Below are 19,340 nucleotides of genomic sequence, written 5' to 3' on the forward strand. Positions count from 1 at the left end.
TCATTCCTTCCAGATCCCACTACGCAACTTCACGGCCGTAAGCATCCCTGACTGGCCGGCGAAACATCGCGTAGCCAACGGCACGTCCTGCTGGAACCTAGTCCACGATGCGCACGTGAGCAAAAAACCTCAAGGGGTTCATGTTGTCGAATGACGACGGAGCACAGTTTTCCCTGCCGGAACGACTCTCCGTTGTGGCGTAATGAGGAGACCTCGCACAACCGGCGAATCCCTGTTTCTGCCTCAATCCCGTCAAAGCCAACGCGGCCTTCCCTGCTTGCCGAGGTTGCCTGCCTGGCATTACTCCCCTGCCCTGCGGGAGTTGCGTTGGGAATTGGAAGGGCCGTCCGTTGGGGCCGGCTGCAGCCGCTGAGCGGTCAACGGTCGTGTGGCTTGAATCTAGGGGGGCGATTGTTACGGTTGGTGAAATTTTGCGCCCGCTTTGCCTCGATTCAACGAGCGGCCCTGAATGGGTCCGCGGTGCGCGCTCACCCAGCGACGCTTTCGAACTGTTCCAGACGTGCCCCGGCGAAACGACCTCAAGAAGATCCTGATCATCGGCTCAGGCCCCATCGTGATTGGCCAAGCCTGTGAGTTTGACTACTCCGGCACGCAGGCCTGCAAGGCGTTGCGTGACGAGGGTTATGAAGTTGTCCTGGTGAATTCGAACCCGGCGACGATCATGACCGACCCGGGGACGGCGGACCGGACCTACATCGAGCCGATCACCTGGCAGTACGTCGCCAAGATCATCGAGCGCGAACGGCCGGACGCCCTGCTCCCCACCCTGGGAGGCCAGACCGGTCTGAACACGGCGATGGACCTGCACCGTCGCGGGATCCTGCAGCAGCTCGGGGTCGAGATGATCGGCGCCCGGGCGGACGTCATCGCGAAGGCCGAAGGCCGCGAGTCGTTCAAGCAGGCGATGATCAAGATCGGGCTGGACGTGCCGAAGAGCATGGTCGTCCACACGATGGAGGAAGCGCGGGCGGCGATGCGCGAGATCGGCCTGCCGATCATCATCCGGGCGAGCTACACGCTCGGAGGCACGGGCGGGGGCATCGCCTACAACCGCGAGGAGTTCGAAGAAAAGGTTCGCCACGGGCTGAAGCTCTCCCCTGTCAGCGAAGTGCTGCTGGAGGAGTCGGTGCTGGGGTGGAAAGAGTACGAGATGGAGGTGATGCGCGATTGTGCCGACAATTGCGTCATTATCTGTTCGATCGAAAATTTCGACCCGATGGGGGTGCACACGGGCGATTCGATCACCGTAGCGCCGATCCAGACGCTGACGGACAAGGAATACCAGCGGATGCGCGACGCGACTTTCGCGTGCATCCGCGAGATTGGAGTGGAAACCGGCGGGTCGAACGTCCAGTTCGCGATTAATCCGAAGAACGGCCGGATGACCGTCATCGAGATGAATCCGCGTGTCAGCCGGTCGAGCGCTCTGGCCTCGAAGGCGACAGGGTTCCCGATCGCCAAGATCGCCGCAAAGCTGGCGGTCGGCTACCGGCTTGATGAAATTCCGAACGACATCACCCGCGAGACGCTGGCCTGCTTCGAACCGACGATCGATTACGTCGTCACGAAGATTCCGCGGTGGACGTTCGAGAAGTTCCCCGATGCCGACGCGACGCTCACCGTACAGATGAAGTCGGTTGGCGAAACGATGGCGATCGGCCGGACGTTCAAGGAATCATTCCAGAAGGCCCTGCGGGGCCTCGAAGTCGGGCACTTCGGATTCGGCGGCGGCAAGAAAGATCGATGGGGGACGGAAAACGCGCCCGATGAGGAAGAGATCCGGCGCAATCTCGCGACTCCCAACGCGGAGCGAGTGCATTACCTGCGGTATGCACTGAAGTCGGGAATGACAGTCGAAACGATTTTCGAACTGACGGCGATCGACCCGTGGTTCCTGCGCAGCCTGCGGGACATGGTGCGGGCGGAAGAGCAGATTATCGCGATCGGCAGTCCGGAGGCGGCGACCAAAGAGCAGCTGCTGAAGTTCAAGCAGATGGGCTTCTCGGACCGTCAGCTGGCGTGGTGGTGGCACTCCACGGAGATGGAGGTCCGTCGCATCCGGAAGGAGAAGGGAGTCGCGGCTGTCTACAAGCAGGTCGACACCTGCGCGGCCGAGTTCGAGGCCTACACGCCGTATTACTACAGCACCTACGAGCAGGAAGACGAGACGCCGGCCCGCAATCCGGAGAAGCCTCGCCGGATCATGATTCTCGGCGGCGGCCCGAACAGGATCGGCCAGGGGATCGAGTTCGACTACTGCTGCTGCCAGGCGTCGTTCGCCATGCGCGAGCTGGGCATCGAGAGCATCATGGTGAACTCGAACCCGGAAACGGTTTCGACGGACTACGACACCTCCGACGTTCTGTTCTTCGAGCCGCTGACGACCGAAGACGTCCTCAACATCTGCGATCGCATGCAGCCGGACGGCGTGATCGTGCAGTTCGGCGGACAGACGCCGCTGAACCTGGCGAAGGGGCTCGAAGCGGCGGGCGTGCCGATCGTGGGAACGAGCCCGGCGATGATCGACGCTGCGGAAGACCGCGAGAAGTTCAAGCAGATCCTGAACAAGGTCGGGTTGAAGCAGCCACCGAACGGTACGGCCAGCAATGTCGAGGGGGCCCGCGCGATTGCGGCCCGCATCGGCTATCCGATTCTCGTTCGTCCCAGCTATGTGCTGGGGGGACGGGCGATGGAGATCTGTTACGAAGAGGCTCAGCTGGTCCGCTACATGACGGAAGCGGTCGACGTTTCACCGGACCATCCGGTGCTGATCGACCAGTTCCTCGAAGACGCGATCGAAGTCGACGTGGATGCGATCTCCGACGGCGAGACGACGCTCGTCGGCGGCGTGATGGAGCATATCGAAGAGGCCGGCGTGCACAGCGGCGATTCCGCGTGTGCCCTGCCCCCCTACTCGCTCCCCGAATCGATCATTGATGAGATCAAGCAGGGAACCTACGCCCTCGCTCGGGAACTGGAAGTCTGCGGACTGATGAATATCCAGTTCGCCGTGAAACGGGACTATTCGAACAACTCGCATACAGTCTACATCCTCGAAGTGAATCCCCGGGCCAGTCGGACGTCTCCCTTCGTGTCGAAGGCGACCGGGCTGTCGCTGGCGAAGATGGCGGCGAAGGTGATGGCCGGCGTTTCGCTGAAGGAACAGGGCTTCACGACGGAAGTCCATCCGAAGCACACGTCTGTGAAAGAGAGCGTTTTTCCGTTCAACCGTTTCCCGGGTGTGGACATCATTCTCGGGCCGGAGATGAAGTCGACCGGCGAAGTGATGGGGATCGCCCGGGATTTCCCGGCGGCGTTTGCGAAGAGCCAGATCGCGGCCGGCATCGACATGGTGCGCGAGGGCCGGGTATTCATCAGCATGACCGGCCGTCACAAGGACGCGATGATCGAGCCGGTGCGTCGGCTGGCGAAGCTCGGTTTCAAGATCCTCTCGACGAGTGGGACGGCCGCCGTCCTGGAGCGGGCGGGGATCGAAGTGGAAGTCGTGAAGAAGGTTCAGGAAGGCCGGCCGAACCTCCTGGACTATATGGCGAACGGCGACGTGCAGTTCATCTTCAACACGCCGAGCGGCAAAGGAAGCCGGACTGACGAAGGGCGGATTCGCGCCGCGGCCGTGCTCTACGGTGTGCCGTGTGTGACCACCCTGCCCGGCTGCCTCGCGATGGTAAAGGCGATCGAGTACATCCACGAACATTCCCAGCCTGAGGTTCAGTCGCTGCAGGAGTGGATGCAGGAGATGTGAGGACGGAATTCGTCCGTCAGGGACGACAATGGCCCTCGGGAAATCTGGCGTGATGTTGACTGTGTCACGACGCCTGCTGAGTGGCGTCGGCCTGCTCGCATTGACTGTTCGATCTTACGGCCGCGAGCCGGATGACCGGGCGCCATCGGAGGCTCCCGTGAATCCAGACGTCCAGGCCGTTCACCCCGTTGACGAACACGATATGTGGAACCTTCCGGCGGGAACTCTGGGAGGCCGGCAGTTCTGGGGTGACCGCCTGCATTTTCGCGGCTGGCGGATCCAGACCAATGTTCTGACGGGGCATAGCCGCCTGCTTGATCCGGAGGATCGCCGGCAGGCGTGGGGGACAGTCGAGCAATGCCGGAAGACGCTTGAGGGAGTCAAGAAGTCCCGCGGGCTGAAGCCGATGTCCGGAAAGGGAGTGGTCCTGATTCATGGAATCATCCGCTCCTCGCACTCGTTCTCGGCGATGAGGGAGGCACTCGTCGCCGACGGCTACGAAGTGGTCGGGTTCGACTATCCGAGCACCCAGGTGTCGATCGAGGAATCGTCCGAGTATCTGCACCAGACTCTCGAGTCGCTCGACGGAATCGAAGAGATCGACCTCGTCGTTCACAGCATGGGGGGGCTGGTTGTCCGTCAGTACCTCAGCGCGCATCGAGATCCGCGAATCCGGCGAATGGTGATGCTGGGGGTTCCCAATCACGGGGCGAACCTTGCAAATCTCCTGAAGAACGTGCGACTCTTCAAAACGATCTACGGCCCCGCGGGCGCGCAGCTCTGTGAAGGGCCGGATGCGTATGTCTCGCGGCTGCCGACGCCCGATTTTCCGTTTGGGATCATCGCGGGGGGAAAGGGGACGGCCGCTGGATTCAACCCCTGGATTGCGGGGGATGACGACGGGACTGTCGCCGTGGAGTCGACGCGGCTGGCAGGCGCGGCCGATTTTCTCAGAGTCCCTGCCCTGCATACCTTCATGATGCGCGACCCGGCCGTCATCGCGGCGACGAAGCGGTTCCTTGCGAGTGGGGTGCTGGCGGAATCGGGAGTCGCGAACCCGATCGCGAAAAAGCCGGAGGAGGCGAACAATGTCGGGATGGGGTCGCTAGAATCGGCGAACGCCGACGATCGTCCGGACCAGGGGCCGCCCCGGTCGCCCGGATTCGAACCCGACGGCCCCTCACGTCCCCGATGTTTCTGATTGCCGTTCTCCCATGCCGTTGTTTTCCACCCAGCGCCGCGTGCAGTTCTCCGAGACCGATATGGCCGGGATCGTGCACTTCGCGAACTTCTATCGCTGGATGGAAGAGACCGAACACGAATACTTCCGGTCGCTGGGGCTGAGCATCATGCATCACCAGCCCGACGGTCAGGTACTCGGATGGCCACGGGTCTCCGCGTCGTGCAACTACAATGCTCCTGCACGCTACGAGGACGTGGTGGATTGCCGACTGGACGTGGAGCGGGTCGGGCTGCGATCCGTGACGTATCAGATTGAGTTCTGGCGGGAGGCGACGCGGCTGGCGGCGGGAAGAATGAAGACGGCCTGCTGCATCTGTCATCCCGATGGCACGCTGACCTCGGTCGACCTTCCGGACGACTATCGGTCGCTGATCCATGAATCGACGCCGCATGTGCCGGCCTCGGCGAGAAAATGACTGCCGGCGGAGATCCGTTCCGGGCATTCCCGCGTTCTGAAGAGCATGTCCGTTCCACGCACCGACCGGCTCCTTGTCGAACGCATCCGATCGGGTGATCCGGATGCGTGGAAGGACTGCATCGCCGCGTATGAAGGGCGGCTGATCGCTTTTGCCGAAAGCCGGCTGCGGGATCGGGCCGCGTCGGAAGATGTCGTCCAGGAGACGTTCGTCGGATTCCTGACGGGGCTGCCGAACTATGACGATTCGCGTCCTCTGGAAGCATTCCTGTTTGCGATCACGGCGCACAAGATCACGGATGTGCTTCGCCGGCGTGGTCGCCGACCTCCACTGCAGGAGTCGCCCCGTCAGGAGGACGACACTCCCCTGCCCGACTCGCGTGTCCGGGTGGCCTCGAGCATGGCCCGCAGTCGCGAACGCCGGGAGTCTGAAGAACAGTTCGTTGCGGCCGTGTTGCGGCCTCTGATCGACGACTGCCTGGCCAGGAAAGCGTTTGACCGGCTGAAGTGCCTGGAACTGCTGTTCGTCTGCGGGCTGGCGAACAAGGATGCTGCGGCGCGACTGGGGATCAGCGAGCAAGACGTCGCGAACCACAAGCAGTTCCTTGTGGCGCGGCTGAAAGCCGAAGCAGTGCGATTGAAAGTCGTCCTCGACCCGCGTTGCCTTGGCGAAACATCCTGAGCCTGGGCAAGACGCTCTGCGGGCCGCTGCTTCTCCATCTTCTGAAATCGGAAAAGATTTCCAGATCCGATTTGACCATCCCAAAGCCTGACCTAGGTTTGCGTGTCTCCGGGGCTGACCCGCTGACAAACTCCCTTCGGGTCTGAAGGGCTTCTTAGGGATTTTTCCTCGCAGTGGCGAGGGTGTGGATGTGTCGGGTTTGGGGCCTTCGCCGCGAGTAACGGCGACTCAGATCTGATCCTTGTTCCGGACGGCAAGCCGGGATGAGGGTGTGTGCAAACAAAGGACAAAAAAATGATCAACAGCGTCAAGAAGTTCCTGAAGTCGGAAGATGGTCCCACGGCCGTTGAATACGCCGTCATGCTCGCCCTGATCGTCGTGGTCTGCTTGACCGCCGTTCGTGCCATCGGCACCAACGCTGCCGCCAAGTTCGACGAAGTCAAGAACAGCCTCACGTAATTCCCTGCGGCCCTTGGATGGCCGCTGGAGTTCGATCGCTGCTTTTTCGCCACCCGGGCGAGGGTCAAACCTCGCACCGGGCATTTTTCAGATTCATCGCTCTCCCCTGCCCGAAAGCGCGGGGTGAGACCTCCCGGGACACAGACCTTCCAAGGTCCATACTCATGATGCCCTTCTGGTTAGACCATTCGTTGCTGCATTGGCTCCCGGCCGTTGTTGTTGGGATGTCTGCGATGTTCGTTCAGTTCCTGCTCCCTGGTGGGCGGCCCTGACTGACCGTGGAGCAACAACAGTCGTTGACAGTTCTGCTGTGAGATCAATGAGTCAAGACAGCCGAGACCAGTGACGCTGACATCTGTTCGACGTTCACGACGCTCGAACAAGGACATGACGCAGAATTGAGATCTCAAGAGTCGAGTACCCAGGCCGTCCCATTCTACGGGGCGGCTTTTTTTGTCTGGCACGCGGGGTGAGAAGTCATTCCGGATGCGTTGAACAGACCGGGTATGACGGTTGTTTCGGTGCAGGCAGCGTGTTTCCAAAGATTCTCACGAGGCCAATCCGCCCCACGGCTTGCGGCGACCTAGGTTTTCACACCGGCGGGACTTTCGCAGCTTCGAAAGCCGTGCCGGACGGACCTCGTCCCCTCTTGTCCAAAAGTACAAAGATCGCTGAAAGGCCCACACACATGGATTGGCAGACGATTCTCACCGAAAACTGGCACGTCAAGTTCGTCGCCGCGACGCTGATCTACGCGGCGTGGATTGACGGGAAAGAACTCCGTGTCCCGAACTGGATCACGTTTCCGATGGTCATCGCCGGCCTGATTTACAGCACTGCTGTCGGTGGCTGGCAGGGCCTGGGAGACGGGCTGATCGGGATGTGCGTCGGCCTGGCAACTCTGATGCCCCTCTACGCGGTGGGCGGCATGGGCGCCGGCGACGTGAAGCTGATGGCCGGCATTGGCGCCTGGCTGGGCGCGATGGTGACCTGGGAAGCGTTCCTGTGGTCGGCGGTTGTCGGCGGACTGATGGCGCTGGTGATGGTCATCAAGCGTCGCGCCTGGGACAAGCACTACGGCAATGCGATGCTGATCCTGTCGGAAGTGGTCAATGTGAAAGACCCCCGCGAACTTTCGAAAATTGCTGCAGCTCGCAAGCCGCACATGCTGCTCCTGCCCTACGGCATTCCCATCTGCATTGGCTCGATCGCCTACTTCTGCTGGAACGGCATGATCTGAGTCTGGATGGATGAGAGACGGGGGACGCGGCGGCGTGTAATGCGCCGCCGCAATCCTGGCAAGCTGGGAAGCCTGCCGAAAGTGCCTGCAAACCTGATTCAACCGTTGTAACCCGCATAAATTGAAGCAGAGACGCGGAGCGTGCCGATTCTGACACTGGAGTTGTGTCGGCGCGAGCTGCCTGTCTGCCCCCTTACAGGGAAGCCAGAGGCCTGGCGTCGCCATGAAACCCAAAACACTCATGTTGTTGTGCGTCGCGGTCGGATGCGGCCTCGTCGCGATGATTGGCGTCCAGCAGGCCTTGAACAAGCCGAAGACGACCGAAGTGCGGACCGTCCATGTGGCGGTTGCTCTGACCGACATCAATCCAGGCGATCCGTTGTCGGAAGGCAACGTTGGATTCAAGGAGATCCCCGTCGAAGGGGCCCGTGAAGACAGCGTGACGAAGCCTGACCAATATGCGCAGCGGTCGCTGAAGGTGGCCGTTCTGCAGGGTGATTACATCACGAAAGGCAAGCTGAACGAGAAGGGAGTCATCGGGAAATCGGCCCAGATCCCGATCGGTTCGCGAATCGCGACGATCAACGTCGACGAGACCCAGAGCGCCAGCAACATGCTGAACCCCGGGGACAAAGTCGACGTGCTCGTGACGTTTGATGTCAAAACGTCGATGGGCGTGGAGACGAAATCGGTGACGCTCCTCGAACGCGTGGACGTGTTTGCGGTGCAGGACAAGACCAAGGGTGACCGTCTTGCCACAGGAGACAACAGCAAGGTGAACGCCCGCCAGATTTCGCTGGTGGTGACGCCGGAAGAAGTGAACTGGCTGGCCCTGGCCCAGCGGAAAGGACAACTGGGGCTGGTCTGGCGCAACCCGCTGGACAAGACCCTCCAGACCACGAAGGCCGCGACGGAAAAGCTGCTGTCGGACCTGCGGGGCCTCGATGGCCAGAACCGCCCGGAAGTGGGCGGCCCTGAGATGCCTGAAGAACCAAAATCCGTTGTGCAGGAGAAGCCGGCTGCCCCGGATCTGTCGTCCTTCCTCGAGTCGACGAAGGCGGCGATTCCCAGCCCGCCCAAGCCGGCTCCGGTTCCGGAGAAGACAGAAGTCGCGACCTGGGAAGTGAAGGTTTACAAGGGGAACGATATCCAGTCGTACCCCTTCGAACTGACCAAGGAAGAAGCGAAGAACGAACCCGAGAAGAAGACGGATTCCGAGTCTGCCGAGCCGGCAAAAGCCGCTTCGGCTGCTGCGAATCTGTTGAAGAGCTTTGGCTGGCCACTGCCCTCCACTTCCGTGAAGGCGGAGCCGGAAGCTGTTCCCGCGGGGTTGCCGACGTTGTGATTCAGAGAGTGAGATGAACTCCGGCAGGCGGTGCGAAAGCGCCGTAGCCGGGGCGGGTGATCGAACAGAGCGCGAAGCAAGCCGCATTCAAGGATTGAATGCGAGAGGCCATCGAACGTCCGCCCGGGCAATGTGCCGGAAAATAGGACGTTCTGAATGTGGGGAGGGTGCAGGGATGCCAGGGATGAACGATTCACGCATGATGCTGACCTTCGCGCTGATTGCCGCGCTGGCCGGCCAGGCGTACCTGCCTCAGACCGCAAACGCGCAGGCCGCACCTCCAGGCGTGGAACCAGTCCGTCCGGGCGAGCAACTTGTCCGGCTGCTTGGCCGCGACACGAAGTTGACGGTCATCGAGCTCCAGAGCCGCATCATTGAACTGCCCCACCGCATCAAGACGGTTGACGGGCACGATCCGGAAGTGCTGACGATCGATGCGATCTCCGCCAGCCGGATCCGACTCAAGGCCGAGAAGCCGGGAGTCACCTCTTTTACGCTCACCGACGAATTCGACAACGTCTATACAGTCGAAGTCTTCGTGGACGCCGACGTGCGGGCCCTGCAGGCCATGCTGCGTCGACTTTTTCCGGGCGCCAGCATCGATGTCGTGGGACTCAATGGCGACGTTCTGCTCCGCGGGTGGGTGATCGACCCGACCGAAATCCCGCGGATCGTCGAAGTTGCCAAGAAATATGCTCCGAACGTCCTCGACCAGATGAACGTTGGTGGCGTGAGCCAGGTGCAGCTGCAGGTGAAGGTGATGGAAGTGCAGCGGGCGAAGCTTCGCGAACTGGGTTTCAATTTCTTCTACGCTGACGACAACGGGTCCTTCAGCATCGTGCCGTCACTGCTGACGGCTCCCTCGGTCAGCGCGACCGTGCTCGGGGGCTCGAGCCAGTTTGACGCGTTCATCAAGGCAGTCGAATCGAATTCGATGGCGAAAGTCCTTGCTGAGACTGCCCTGGTCACCAACAGCGGGCGACCGGCCACGATGGTGGCCGGCGGCGAATTCCCGATCCTCGTCCCCCAGCCGGGCGCCGGCACGACAACCTTCACGGTCGACTTCAAACCGTTCGGCGTGCGAATGGAAGCTTTGCCGCTGGTGCTCGGAAACGGTCGGCTGCGACTGGCCCTGTCACCGGAAGTGAGCGAGCGCGACGCGTCGAGCGCGGTGGTCATCAGCGGAACGATCGTTCCCGGCATCTCCGTGCGTCGCGTCAACACCGAGGTCGAAATGCGGTTTGGCGAAACACTCGTCATCGGCGGACTGATCCTGCAGCGGGAACGTGAGTCACGCGTGAAACTCCCGTTCCTGGGAGACATTCCGGTGATTGGCTCGGCTTTCAGCCGCCGGGAATCGGATGTCGGCGAGACGGAAGTGCTGATCATGGTGACGCCGCAGATGGTTGCCCCGATCACACCCGGGCAACTGCCAATCACCGGCCCGGGGACCAACACCGAGCCTGCCGCGAGCCACGAGTTCTATTTGGACGGTTTCGTCGAAGTCCCGCGGTATAATCCAGTGGTCGACCCCATCGGATCGGCCGGACACATGGAGCTGGTCACGCCCTACGAAGTCCCGACGAGTCCGACCATTGCACCGCCTGCTGTTCCCTCCGAAGAGATCGCACCGCCCTTCCCGACGGAAGCGTCGGTGGGACGGCGATCCAGGACCGACAGCCGGGTGCAACAGGCATCTGGAGCGCGTTCCGCAGCGAGCGGACGGGTCTCTGGAGCCACGGGAAGCATGGAACCGGAGCGGTCTCCGGCGAGGAAGACTCACGCCTCTGCCATGCAGTCGGGTTCCTCGGTGAAGCCCAATACGGGGGCTGACCTCCGGAGTTCGGCCGAAGGGAGTGGACACTCCACCGGCAGAAAGCCGGCCAAGATTGAAATGATTGAACCGACCGACGAGCGGACATCCCGCCTGGATGACCGTTCGGGCCGCTGAGCCTGTTCCGTTGTCCCTTCGGTCGCCCACCTGGTTTTCTCCAACAGCGTCCGACCCCGCTCACCCTCACTCGGTCGCCCTGGAACATGAATAACGTCGTCCGCCTGGCACTTGTCGATCCTCTCGACTCCTCGCGCAATTCCGTCAAGAACCTCCTCCTGGGGATCGACACGGTGTGGCTCGAGGCGGAGTGCTCGCGATACGACTTCTTCAGCGACATCGTCCAGCAGACTCAGCCGGACATTGCGCTCATCAACCTGGACAACGATTCGCAGAAGGGGCTCGGTCTTCTCGCCCAGATCACGCAGGAACTTCCCACGTGCGCGGTGTTCGTGCTTTCGAGTTCGCAGGAAGGAAGCCTGATCCTGCAGGCGATGCGGATGGGGGCCAAGGAGTTCTTGAACTCGCCGCTGAAGCTGGATGACTTCATGGCGGCCCTCGACCGCCTGCACTCGAGTGGCGGCAAGCGGGACAAGACCCGCGGCAGCCGCGTGATCTCGGTGTGCGGAGCGAGCGGAGGCATCGGCTGCACGTCACTGGCGATCAACCTGGGCTGCATCCTCGCGCAGAACAAGGCGAACAGTGTCGCGATCATCGACCTCGACCTGGCGCTTGGGGACTCGGACGTCTGGCTGGACATCATTCCCGATTACACGATCCAGGACGTCGCCGAGAACATTACGCGGCTCGACTACTCGCTGCTCAAGCGGTCTCTGTCGCAGCACGCCAGCGGCGCCTTCCTGCTGCCGCGCCCGATCCACATGGAAGAGCATCCGCCGATCAACGCGGAGCAGCTGCAGCGCGTGATCGCACTGCTCAGGGCGACCTTCTCGCACCTGATCATCGATCTGAGCAAGGCGTTTTCACCGCTCGACCTCGGGGCGATCCAGGTCTCAGATGTGACACTGCTGGTGACGCAGCTCGACCTCCCCTGCCTGCGGAATGTGGTCCGGCTCCTGCAATTCCTGGACGAGCGCGAGCTGAGCCAGAACCTGAAGGTGCTGGTGAATCGCGTCGGCCTGGGCGACTCTCAGATCAGCCTGAGCAAGGCGCTGGAAACGATCGGGCGTGAAGTTTACTGGCAGCTGCCGAACGAGTACGCGACGATGATCGAGTCGCGCAACAACGGCGTTCCGCTGATCATGCAGGCGCCGCGCAGCAAGCTGACGAAGTCGGTCGAGGCTCTAGCCGCTCAGCTCGATTCAACCACATCGGGAGGTTCCGGGGAGGCCGGGGAGGCCGCTGAGAAGCCGAAACGGCGGCTGTTCAGCTTCCTCAGCTCGAAGTAATGGGGGGCGAGGATCGCACTCCTTACCGGTGAAACGCGTCACCGCCGGCAAAGGAAACGGTCCAACGGCCGCGACGGTACGGGCGTCGGCAACGCCAAAGGGGGGACGTTGCCACACCCGTCACCGTCGCGGTCTTTGTTTGCGGGGCCCTGCAGATTCTGATGCGATCGGCCCGGGCTATTACTTTGCGGCCGTCTTCGGTGCGCCGCTCACCTGCAGCGAGTCGACCTGGAAGGCGCCCACCGGCTGACCGGCGTGCCGCACTTCGATGACGGAAGGGAATCGAAGCGGCCCGAATTCGCGCAGCTCAGCAAACCGCATTTCGCACTCGTCGACGTCTTCCTGGCGGCGATAGTCCATGCCGACGCAGAGCTTCGATTTCTGGTCGAAGTACCATCGGCAGGTCGATTCACCCCGCAGGGCCTCGAGCACATCGACGCGCGGGCCGGTTCCGTCAAGGGGCTCGCTCCCGACATAGTAGAGGTCGCTGAAGGCCTCGCCCTGCCGGGTGAGGATCTGACGCAGAGAGTGCATGGCAGGGAGCCAGCCGCCGCTTCCGGCCGGGAGATCCGTGAGGTCCTGGTTCAACGGCTGGCCGATCGTCTTGTCGCCGATCCGCATGGCGATTGCTTCGTCGCCGAGCTTGATCTGAACCGGAGTTCGCGGGTCGAGCTGCCCGGTCAGTTGCCATGCTCCCTTCGAATCGGAGTAAGGCCCCCAACCCTGAAGGACTTCCAGCAACCGATCCTGTGCCACGCGGTTGAAGTAGAAGTTCGCGTATCCGTCCCGCTCTTCAAAAAGCCTGGTGACTTCGTCAGGGAATTGCGGCGGCTGCCCGCCGCTGCGTTTCTTCGGATCGGGGTTGGGGTCACCGTCGCGGTTGTGCTGCTTCTTCGGATCGGCCGGCGGCTTCTCGGGTTCCGGTTTTTCCCGGGGCTTCTTCTCCTCAAGGCCAGCGAGTTCGAGTTCAGAAGCTCGATGAAGCCTTCGCAGCCGGACCAGGATTCTCTCTTCCTTGTCGCGGCGGCGATACGTCAGCGGCAGCTTCCAGCCATCGGGATAGATGCCAAGGACGTTCTTGAACTCGTTGGCCGTGTGGATGGGGCGGCCGGCGAAGGATACGAGTTCATCGCCGACCTGCAGGCCGCGGCGATAGGCCTCGGAGTTCTCGAGAATGTTGGTGACCGTGACCGTGCCATCGTTATTCGTGGCGACGACGGCGCCCAGCGTCGCGTGGTCGACGATCCGTCCGCTTTTCAGGTGATCCAGAAAGTTCATCACCTGGTTGATTGAGATCGCATAACCGGCTCCGACATTCTTACGCCCCCGCTTCTCGACGGAGATCCGCCCGTTGATCCCGATCAGTTCGGCCTTTTCGTTGAACAGCGGACCGCCCGAGTTGCCCGGATTGATCGAGGTGTCGACCTGAATGCAGTCGGTGTATTCCAGAAAGGTTTCCGAAGGGAACTGGTAACGATGGATGCCGCTGACCATGCCGTAGGTGACCGTCGGCTGAAAATCGGCCGCGAGGAGGAACGGGTTCCCGACGGCGTAAGCGCCGTCGCCGACGCGGACCGTTTCGCTGTCGCCGATGGTCGCGGCGGGAAAATCACTGCGTCCGACGAGCTTGATGACGGCGACGTCTCCGGTCGGGTCGACGCCGACGAGAACCGAGTCGTAGAGCTTGCCGTCGTTCAGGCCGCACTTCAGGAAACTGCCCTGCCCCATCACCACGTGGAAGTTGGTGACGACATAGCCATCGGGCGAGACGACGACGCCTGACCCACCGCCGTTGCCGTCTTTGGCAAAGATGGCAACGACCGAGGGGGCCATTTTCTGGATGACGTCGATTCGGCGCGCCTGTTCTTCGAGGACCTGTGGCTCGACGGCCTGGGCTCGGACGCACGGGAACAACAGGAGGCTGGCGGCCGCCAGGCAGGCCGCCGCCCGCAGACGGGCGGGATGAGCGGAACGAATCAGGGCGGAACGAATCGGGCGACGCATCTTCAGGCTCCCTCCAGCGATGCCCGTCGGCCTCACGACTCAGTGAGCTCCGAGATAGGCCTTCCGGACTTCGTCGCTGGCCACCAGTTCGCGGGCATCCCCGTCCATAATGATCTTTCCCGCCTCGAGAACATAGGCGCGATGTGCCGACTGCAGGGCCATGCGGGCGTTCTGTTCGATGAGGAGGATGGTCGTTCCGGACTGATTGATCTCGCGGATGACGGAGAAAATGGTCTGGACGATCTTCGGCGCCAGCCCGAGCGAGGGCTCGTCGAGCAACAGGAGTCGGGGACGGGCGAGCAACGCCCGTCCGATGGCGAGCATCTGCTGTTCTCCCCCCGACATCGTGCCGGCGGTCTGCTTCAGACGCTCTTTCACGCGCGGGAAGAGTTCGTAAACGCGGTTCAGGTCGTCCGTGTAGTCGTCAGTCCGCGTGTAGGCTCCAAGTCGCAGATTCTCTTCGACGGTCAGGTTGAGGAAGATCCCGCGTCCTTCGGGCACGTGGATCAGGCGGCGGCCGACCATCAAATGGGGGCGGACTCCAATGACGGAACGCCCGTCGTAGGAGACCTGGCCGGACCGCGGTCGAAGCATCCCGGAGATGGCTCGAAGCGTTGTCGTCTTGCCGGCGCCGTTCGCGCCGATCAAGGTCACGATTTCTCCCTGGCGGACTTCGAGGGAGATCCCGCGGAGCGCCTGGATGGCGCCATAGCCGACCTCCAGGTCTTTCACTGCGAGGAGCGGCGTTTCAGTCGTCATCGGTCGGCTCTCCGAGGTAGGCCCCGATGACGCGCTGGTCGTTCTGGATCAGGGCCGGCGGACCATGCGCGATCACGACGCCGTGATCGACGACCGTGATCTGATCGCAGACTCCCATCACGAGTCCCATGTCGTGATCGATGAGCAGGATGGAGACGTCGAATTCGTCGGGGAGGCGGCGGATGGTTTCCGCGAGCGCCATCTTCTCCTTGGAATTCATGCCGGCGGCGGGTTCGTCGAGGAGCAGAACCTGCGGAGCCGTGGCGAGCGCCCGGGCGATTTCCAGGCGGCGCTGGTGGCCATAGCTGAGCGAGGTGGCGGGAGCGTCGGCGGAGTCCGACAGGCCAAGTAGGTCGAGCACCTGGAAGGCGCGTTCGGTGAGGCTGGCTTCGCACCTGAAGAAGCCCCTGCCCCGCAGCAGTGTGCGGAAAACCCCGAGCGGGTGCCGCAACTGGGCACCGAGCCGCACGTTGTCGAGGACGCTCAGTTCTCCGAACAACCGGATGTTCTGGAACGTTCGCGCGATGCCGCTCGCCGTGATGATATGGGGGCGGCAGCCGACCAGGTTCCGCGAGTTCAGGTTGAGTTCGCCGCAATCGGGCTTATAGACGCCGGTGAGGATATTGAAGATGGTCGTCTTGCCGGCGCCGTTGGGGCCGATCAGTCCATACAGCCCGCGCCGCGGCAGCGACAGAGAGAACTCGGAGACGGCTTTCAGCCCGCCGAAGGACAAGCTGAGGCCGCGGGCCTCGAGGAGAGGTTCGGCCGAAGTGGAGGTCGATTGACGCGCGGTCGATGACGGGGAGCTCACAGGCCTTTCCCTCCCGCCGCGCGGCTTTTTCCCGACCACAGATGCCAGATTTCCCAGTTGCCAAAGAGCCCCTGCGGACGGAGCAGCATCATGACGATCAGCAGCAGCGAGTAGATGATGAGTCGATACTCATCGAAGGCACGCAGGTATTCCTGGACGACGCTGAGGGTTGCCGCTGCCGTGAGGACGCCGGTGATCGACCCCTGACCTCCGAGGACCGTCATGATGATGTACTCGAACGAGAGCTGAAATCCGGCGTTGCCCGGTTCCAGCTTGAACTGGTGGGCGAACAATCCTCCGGCCACTCCGGCGAGGCCCGCGGCGATGATGAAGCTGCGCACTTTCACACGGGTCACGTTGACGCCCATGGCGTAAGCCGCGATCTCGTCCTCACGGACCGCAATCATCGCGCGGCCGATTCCGGAGACCTTCAGCCGGTAGGCGATGATGACCGTCAGGGCGAGAAACAGCCCGATCCAGAACAGATTGGTATAACGCGGGAGGCCGAAGAAGCCTTCCGCGCCGCCGACGGGCGCCGGGATCAACTGACTCCACTTTGCGTTGCGGACCGCGTCGAGGGAGTCCAGTGTGGGATTCGTCTGCTGCAGCAACACCCGCAGGATTTCGCCGAAGCCGAGCGTCACGATGGCGAGATAGTCTCCCCTGAGACGGAGGGACGGGAGGCCAACGACGTATCCGGCCGCCGCGGCGACCAGGCCGCCGAACAGGCAGGCGGCCGCAAAGAAGAAGCTGCCGGCGCCGAACGCCCCACCCTGCCGGGCGGTGGAGTCCCAGATCAGCATCGAGCCGTAGTAGGTGATCATTCCGGCGGAGTAGCCGCCGAGCGCCATGAAGCCGGCATGTCCGATCGAGAACTGGCCCGTCATGCCGTTCACGATGCTCAGCGACAGCGCCAGCATCATGGCGATGCCCGCGTTCATCGCGACAGCGGCGGGAAAGCGGTCGAGAACGCTGGTCTGAAGCCAGTACATCACGAAGGCGAACGCCAGCGCGGCGACCAGCGGCCCCGCACTTTTCAGCAGCGAGTATCCGGTCGACTGCGGTTCTGTGGACGGGCCACGCAGGAGTGGCGTGGTGGAATCGAGAGCGGTCACACTTTCTCCCGCACGGCCTTGCCCAGGATTCCGTTCGGCTTGACCAGCAGAATCAGGATGAGCAGCACGAAGACATAAACATCCCGGTAGGCCGAGGACACGTAGTACGACCCGAACTGCTCGACGAAAGCGATGATGAAACCGCCGAGCATGGCGCCGCGAATATTGCCGATGCCTCCGATGACCGCCGCGACGAAGGCCTTGAGTCCCAGCAGCACCCAGATCGTGTGAGCGGGTTGGTTCAATCCCGGGTACTTCATCGCGATCAGGAATCCGGCCGCTGCCGCGAGCATCGAGCCGGCGACAAACGTGGCGGAAATCACGCGATCCACCGGGATGCCCATCAGGGCGGCTGTTTCCGTGTTGAATGAGACCGCCCGCATGGCTGTTCCGAGCTTCGTCCGGAAGACGACGCCTTCCAGGACAAGCATCAGGACCGCCGAAGCGCAGAGGATGATGACGTCGACGAGTCCAATCACGACAGATTGTGGCGGATCTCCCGCAAACGTGAGTTTCAGGACTTCGTAATAGGGAATCAGGTCGGGCATCCGCTGCGGACTGGCACCGAACACAAACTTGAGCTGCCCGACGTTCTGGAGCAGAAGCGAAACGCCGATGGCGGTGATCAGGACGTTAATCCCGGAACCAGGTCGAACCCGCCGTGCGGGAAGGAATCGCGACAACAGCGGGATCTTGCCGGTCCTGAGGGGGCGATAGGCGAAGCGTTCGATCAGATAGCCTACGCCGCCGCAGACGATCATGGACGCGACGAGCACAACGGGCCCCAGCCACCACGGGATCTCCGGGCCGGAGAGGACATGCTTGCGCATGAGCGTGGCGAACGTGAAGCTCGTCCAGGCGCCGAGAACAACGATGTCGCCATGGGCGAAGTTGATGAAGCGCAGGATGCCGTAGACCATCGTGTAGCCCAGCGCGATCAGCGCATACAGGCTGCCGACAGACAGCGAGGTGACGAGAGTTTGAACGAAATCAGCCATGCCGCGGGTGATGCCCTGGAACCAGATTCAACGGATTGGTTCGATGGTCGTCACATATTTCCGCTGGCCATCTTTCATTTCGAGAATGACGGCCGGTTTCACGGCGTTTCGCTGAGCGTCGATCGTGATCTTGCCGGTCACGCCATCAAAGTCTTTTGTCTCGGCGATCGCCTTGGCCAGGTTCTCACCCTTCAGGTCGGGTGAGCGTTCCATCGCCTCGAAAAGAATGCGGGCCGCGTCGTAGCCGAGAGCGGCGAGGCCATCGGGCGTCGCCCCGAACTCCTTCTTGTACTTCGTGAGGAACTCCTGCACCCGGGGACTGGGATCTTCCGGCGAGTAGTGGTTGGAGTAGTAACAGCCATCGATCGCTTTTCCGGCGATTTCGGGGAGCTTGTCAGAATCCCAGCCGTCGCCGCCGAGCAGCGGGACCGTGATGTTGAGATTGCGCGCCTGGACGGCGATGTTTCCGACGTCGGTGTAGTAACCGGGAATGAAGATCACATCAGGATTTGTGGCGCGGATCGCCGTCAGCTGGGCGCTGAAATCCTGGTCCCCTTTGATGTGCGTCTGCACCGAGGTGATGACGCCGCCCATCTGCGTGAACCACTTCTCGAATTCCTCACGCAGCTGCACGGAGTAGGTCTGGTCCTGGGCAAACAGGATGGCCGCCTTCGAGGCTTTCACCCGTTCGTTCTCACGGGCGAACTTCGCACACACGTAGGCCTGGAACGGATCGATGAAGCAGACCCGCGACACCATGTCCCCGACGGCGGTCACCTTGGTGTTCGTCGATGACGGACTGATCATCGGAACCCCATATTCCTGACAGATCGGTCCAGCCACGAGGGACAGGCTGGAGGCGACTTCGCCAATCACGGCGACGACCTTGTCGCTGGTGACAAGGCGGGTGACGGCCTGGTTCACTTCGCGGGCGTCGCTTTTGTCGTCGTAGGTGATCAGCTTGATTTTTCGGCCTTTGAACCCGCCGGCCGCGTTGATCTCGTCGACCGCCAGCTTGACGCCGTTGTCCGTCGACTTCCCGAACGTCGCTTCAGGGCCCGTGAGCGACGCGTAGTGTCCGATGAGAATTTCTGAAGAAGGGTTCTCGACCGTCGTGCCCCCGGGCTTGCACCCGACGACGAACGGAAATAACGCCAGGCAGGCCAGCCAGGCGAACGACAGGAGTCGCAGAGGCATCGGTATCCGGATGTAAAGACGGATTTAAGGACGGATCGAAAGCCGGAAT

Annotated in this window: 15 protein-coding genes; 9 read left to right on the forward strand and 6 right to left on the reverse strand. The window is 62.1% G+C overall.

Translation table 11 applies throughout. The features are described 5' to 3' along the window. Positions 1 to 520 precede the first annotated feature (520 nt). The 9 genes from carB to Pan44_RS16395 all read left to right on the forward strand — a co-directional run bounded on the left by carB (position 521) and on the right by Pan44_RS16395 (position 12,407). Positions 521 to 3,784, forward strand: a complete 3,264-nt coding sequence (gene carB / locus Pan44_RS16355) for a carbamoyl-phosphate synthase large subunit (RefSeq protein ID WP_145031081.1) — start codon at positions 521 to 523, stop codon at positions 3,782 to 3,784. Between the two features lie 52 nt (positions 3,785 to 3,836). Continuing rightward, positions 3,837 to 4,985 carry an alpha/beta fold hydrolase gene (locus Pan44_RS16360; RefSeq protein ID WP_197453384.1) on the forward strand — a complete coding sequence of 383 codons (1,149 nt, stop codon included), beginning with the start codon at positions 3,837 to 3,839 and terminating at the stop codon, positions 4,983 to 4,985. Between the two features lie 13 nt (positions 4,986 to 4,998). Beyond that, positions 4,999 to 5,442 (forward strand): acyl-CoA thioesterase, encoded by a 444-nt coding sequence (locus Pan44_RS16365; RefSeq protein WP_145031083.1) that lies wholly within the window; start codon positions 4,999 to 5,001, stop codon positions 5,440 to 5,442. A 45-nt stretch (positions 5,443 to 5,487) separates the two neighbouring features. Beyond that, entirely contained in the window at positions 5,488 to 6,123 is a 636-nt protein-coding gene (locus Pan44_RS16370; RefSeq protein WP_145031084.1) for an RNA polymerase sigma factor, read from the forward strand. A 294-nt stretch (positions 6,124 to 6,417) separates the two neighbouring features. Then, entirely contained in the window at positions 6,418 to 6,582 is a 165-nt protein-coding gene (locus tag Pan44_RS16375; protein ID WP_145031085.1) for a Flp family type IVb pilin, read from the forward strand. Between the two features lie 688 nt (positions 6,583 to 7,270). Beyond that, the gene (locus Pan44_RS16380; RefSeq protein WP_145031086.1) at positions 7,271 to 7,822 is read left to right on the forward strand and encodes an A24 family peptidase; all 552 of its coding nucleotides are present in this window, start codon (positions 7,271 to 7,273) and stop codon (positions 7,820 to 7,822) included. Between the two features lie 223 nt (positions 7,823 to 8,045). Beyond that, entirely contained in the window at positions 8,046 to 9,167 is a 1,122-nt protein-coding gene (cpaB, locus tag Pan44_RS16385; protein ID WP_145031087.1) for a Flp pilus assembly protein CpaB, read from the forward strand. 184 nt (positions 9,168 to 9,351) lie between these two features. After that, a complete protein-coding gene (locus Pan44_RS16390; protein ID WP_197453385.1) occupies positions 9,352 to 11,118 on the forward strand; it encodes a pilus assembly protein N-terminal domain-containing protein in 1,767 nt (588 codons plus the stop codon). Positions 11,119 to 11,204: 86 nt separating this feature from the next. Beyond that, complete coding sequence (locus Pan44_RS16395) at positions 11,205 to 12,407, forward strand: response regulator (protein WP_145031089.1); 1,203 nt, start codon at positions 11,205 to 11,207, stop codon at positions 12,405 to 12,407. 180 nt (positions 12,408 to 12,587) lie between these two features. Here Pan44_RS16395 and Pan44_RS16400 read toward each other — a convergent pair whose 3' ends face one another. The 6 genes from Pan44_RS16400 to Pan44_RS16425 are packed head-to-tail and all read right to left on the reverse strand — an operon-like array spanning position 12,588 to position 19,291. Then, positions 12,588 to 14,411, reverse strand: coding sequence for a S1C family serine protease (locus Pan44_RS16400; RefSeq protein WP_145031090.1), 1,824 nt, complete (start codon positions 14,409 to 14,411; stop codon positions 12,588 to 12,590). 39 nt (positions 14,412 to 14,450) lie between these two features. Then, complete coding sequence (locus tag Pan44_RS16405) at positions 14,451 to 15,170, reverse strand: ABC transporter ATP-binding protein (RefSeq protein WP_145031091.1); 720 nt, start codon at positions 15,168 to 15,170, stop codon at positions 14,451 to 14,453. After that, on the reverse strand, positions 15,160 to 15,981 hold the full coding sequence (locus Pan44_RS16410; protein ID WP_145031092.1) for an ABC transporter ATP-binding protein: 822 nt from the start codon (positions 15,979 to 15,981) through the stop codon (positions 15,160 to 15,162). Before Pan44_RS16410 ends, Pan44_RS16405 begins: the two co-directional genes overlap by 11 nt. Next, on the reverse strand, positions 15,978 to 17,096 hold the full coding sequence (locus tag Pan44_RS16415) for a branched-chain amino acid ABC transporter permease (RefSeq protein WP_197453386.1): 1,119 nt from the start codon (positions 17,094 to 17,096) through the stop codon (positions 15,978 to 15,980). The genes Pan44_RS16410 and Pan44_RS16415 overlap by 4 nt, the downstream gene beginning before the upstream one ends. Beyond that, on the reverse strand, positions 17,093 to 18,094 hold the full coding sequence (locus tag Pan44_RS16420; protein WP_145031093.1) for a branched-chain amino acid ABC transporter permease: 1,002 nt from the start codon (positions 18,092 to 18,094) through the stop codon (positions 17,093 to 17,095). Before Pan44_RS16420 ends, Pan44_RS16415 begins: the two co-directional genes overlap by 4 nt. A gap of 27 nt (positions 18,095 to 18,121) precedes the next feature. Next, on the reverse strand, positions 18,122 to 19,291 hold the full coding sequence (locus tag Pan44_RS16425; RefSeq protein WP_145031094.1) for an ABC transporter substrate-binding protein: 1,170 nt from the start codon (positions 19,289 to 19,291) through the stop codon (positions 18,122 to 18,124). Positions 19,292 to 19,340 lie beyond the last annotated feature (49 nt).

This window comes from Caulifigura coniformis, assembly GCF_007745175.1.
GTDB lineage: Bacteria > Planctomycetota > Planctomycetia > Planctomycetales > Planctomycetaceae > Caulifigura > Caulifigura coniformis.

Excerpts from the sequence above, each read along its gene's own strand:
- Pan44_RS16360 (WP_197453384.1), top strand. The coding sequence starts at position 3,837 with ATGTTGACTGTGTCACGACGCCTGCTGAGTGGCGTCGGCCTGCTCGCA.
- Pan44_RS16365 (WP_145031083.1), top strand. The coding sequence starts at position 4,999 with ATGCCGTTGTTTTCCACCCAGCGCCGCGTGCAGTTCTCCGAGACCGAT.
- Pan44_RS16370 (WP_145031084.1), top strand. The coding sequence starts at position 5,488 with ATGTCCGTTCCACGCACCGACCGGCTCCTTGTCGAACGCATCCGATCG.
- Pan44_RS16375 (WP_145031085.1), top strand. The coding sequence starts at position 6,418 with ATGATCAACAGCGTCAAGAAGTTCCTGAAGTCGGAAGATGGTCCCACG.
- Pan44_RS16380 (WP_145031086.1), top strand. The coding sequence starts at position 7,271 with ATGGATTGGCAGACGATTCTCACCGAAAACTGGCACGTCAAGTTCGTC.
- cpaB (WP_145031087.1), top strand. The coding sequence starts at position 8,046 with ATGAAACCCAAAACACTCATGTTGTTGTGCGTCGCGGTCGGATGCGGC.
- Pan44_RS16390 (WP_197453385.1), top strand. The coding sequence starts at position 9,352 with ATGAACGATTCACGCATGATGCTGACCTTCGCGCTGATTGCCGCGCTG.
- Pan44_RS16395 (WP_145031089.1), top strand. The coding sequence starts at position 11,205 with ATGAATAACGTCGTCCGCCTGGCACTTGTCGATCCTCTCGACTCCTCG.
- Pan44_RS16400 (WP_145031090.1), bottom strand. The coding sequence starts at position 14,411 with ATGCGTCGCCCGATTCGTTCCGCCCTGATTCGTTCCGCTCATCCCGCC.
- Pan44_RS16405 (WP_145031091.1), bottom strand. The coding sequence starts at position 15,170 with ATGACGACTGAAACGCCGCTCCTCGCAGTGAAAGACCTGGAGGTCGGC.
- Pan44_RS16420 (WP_145031093.1), bottom strand. The coding sequence starts at position 18,094 with ATGGCTGATTTCGTTCAAACTCTCGTCACCTCGCTGTCTGTCGGCAGC.
- Pan44_RS16425 (WP_145031094.1), bottom strand. The coding sequence starts at position 19,291 with ATGCCTCTGCGACTCCTGTCGTTCGCCTGGCTGGCCTGCCTGGCGTTA.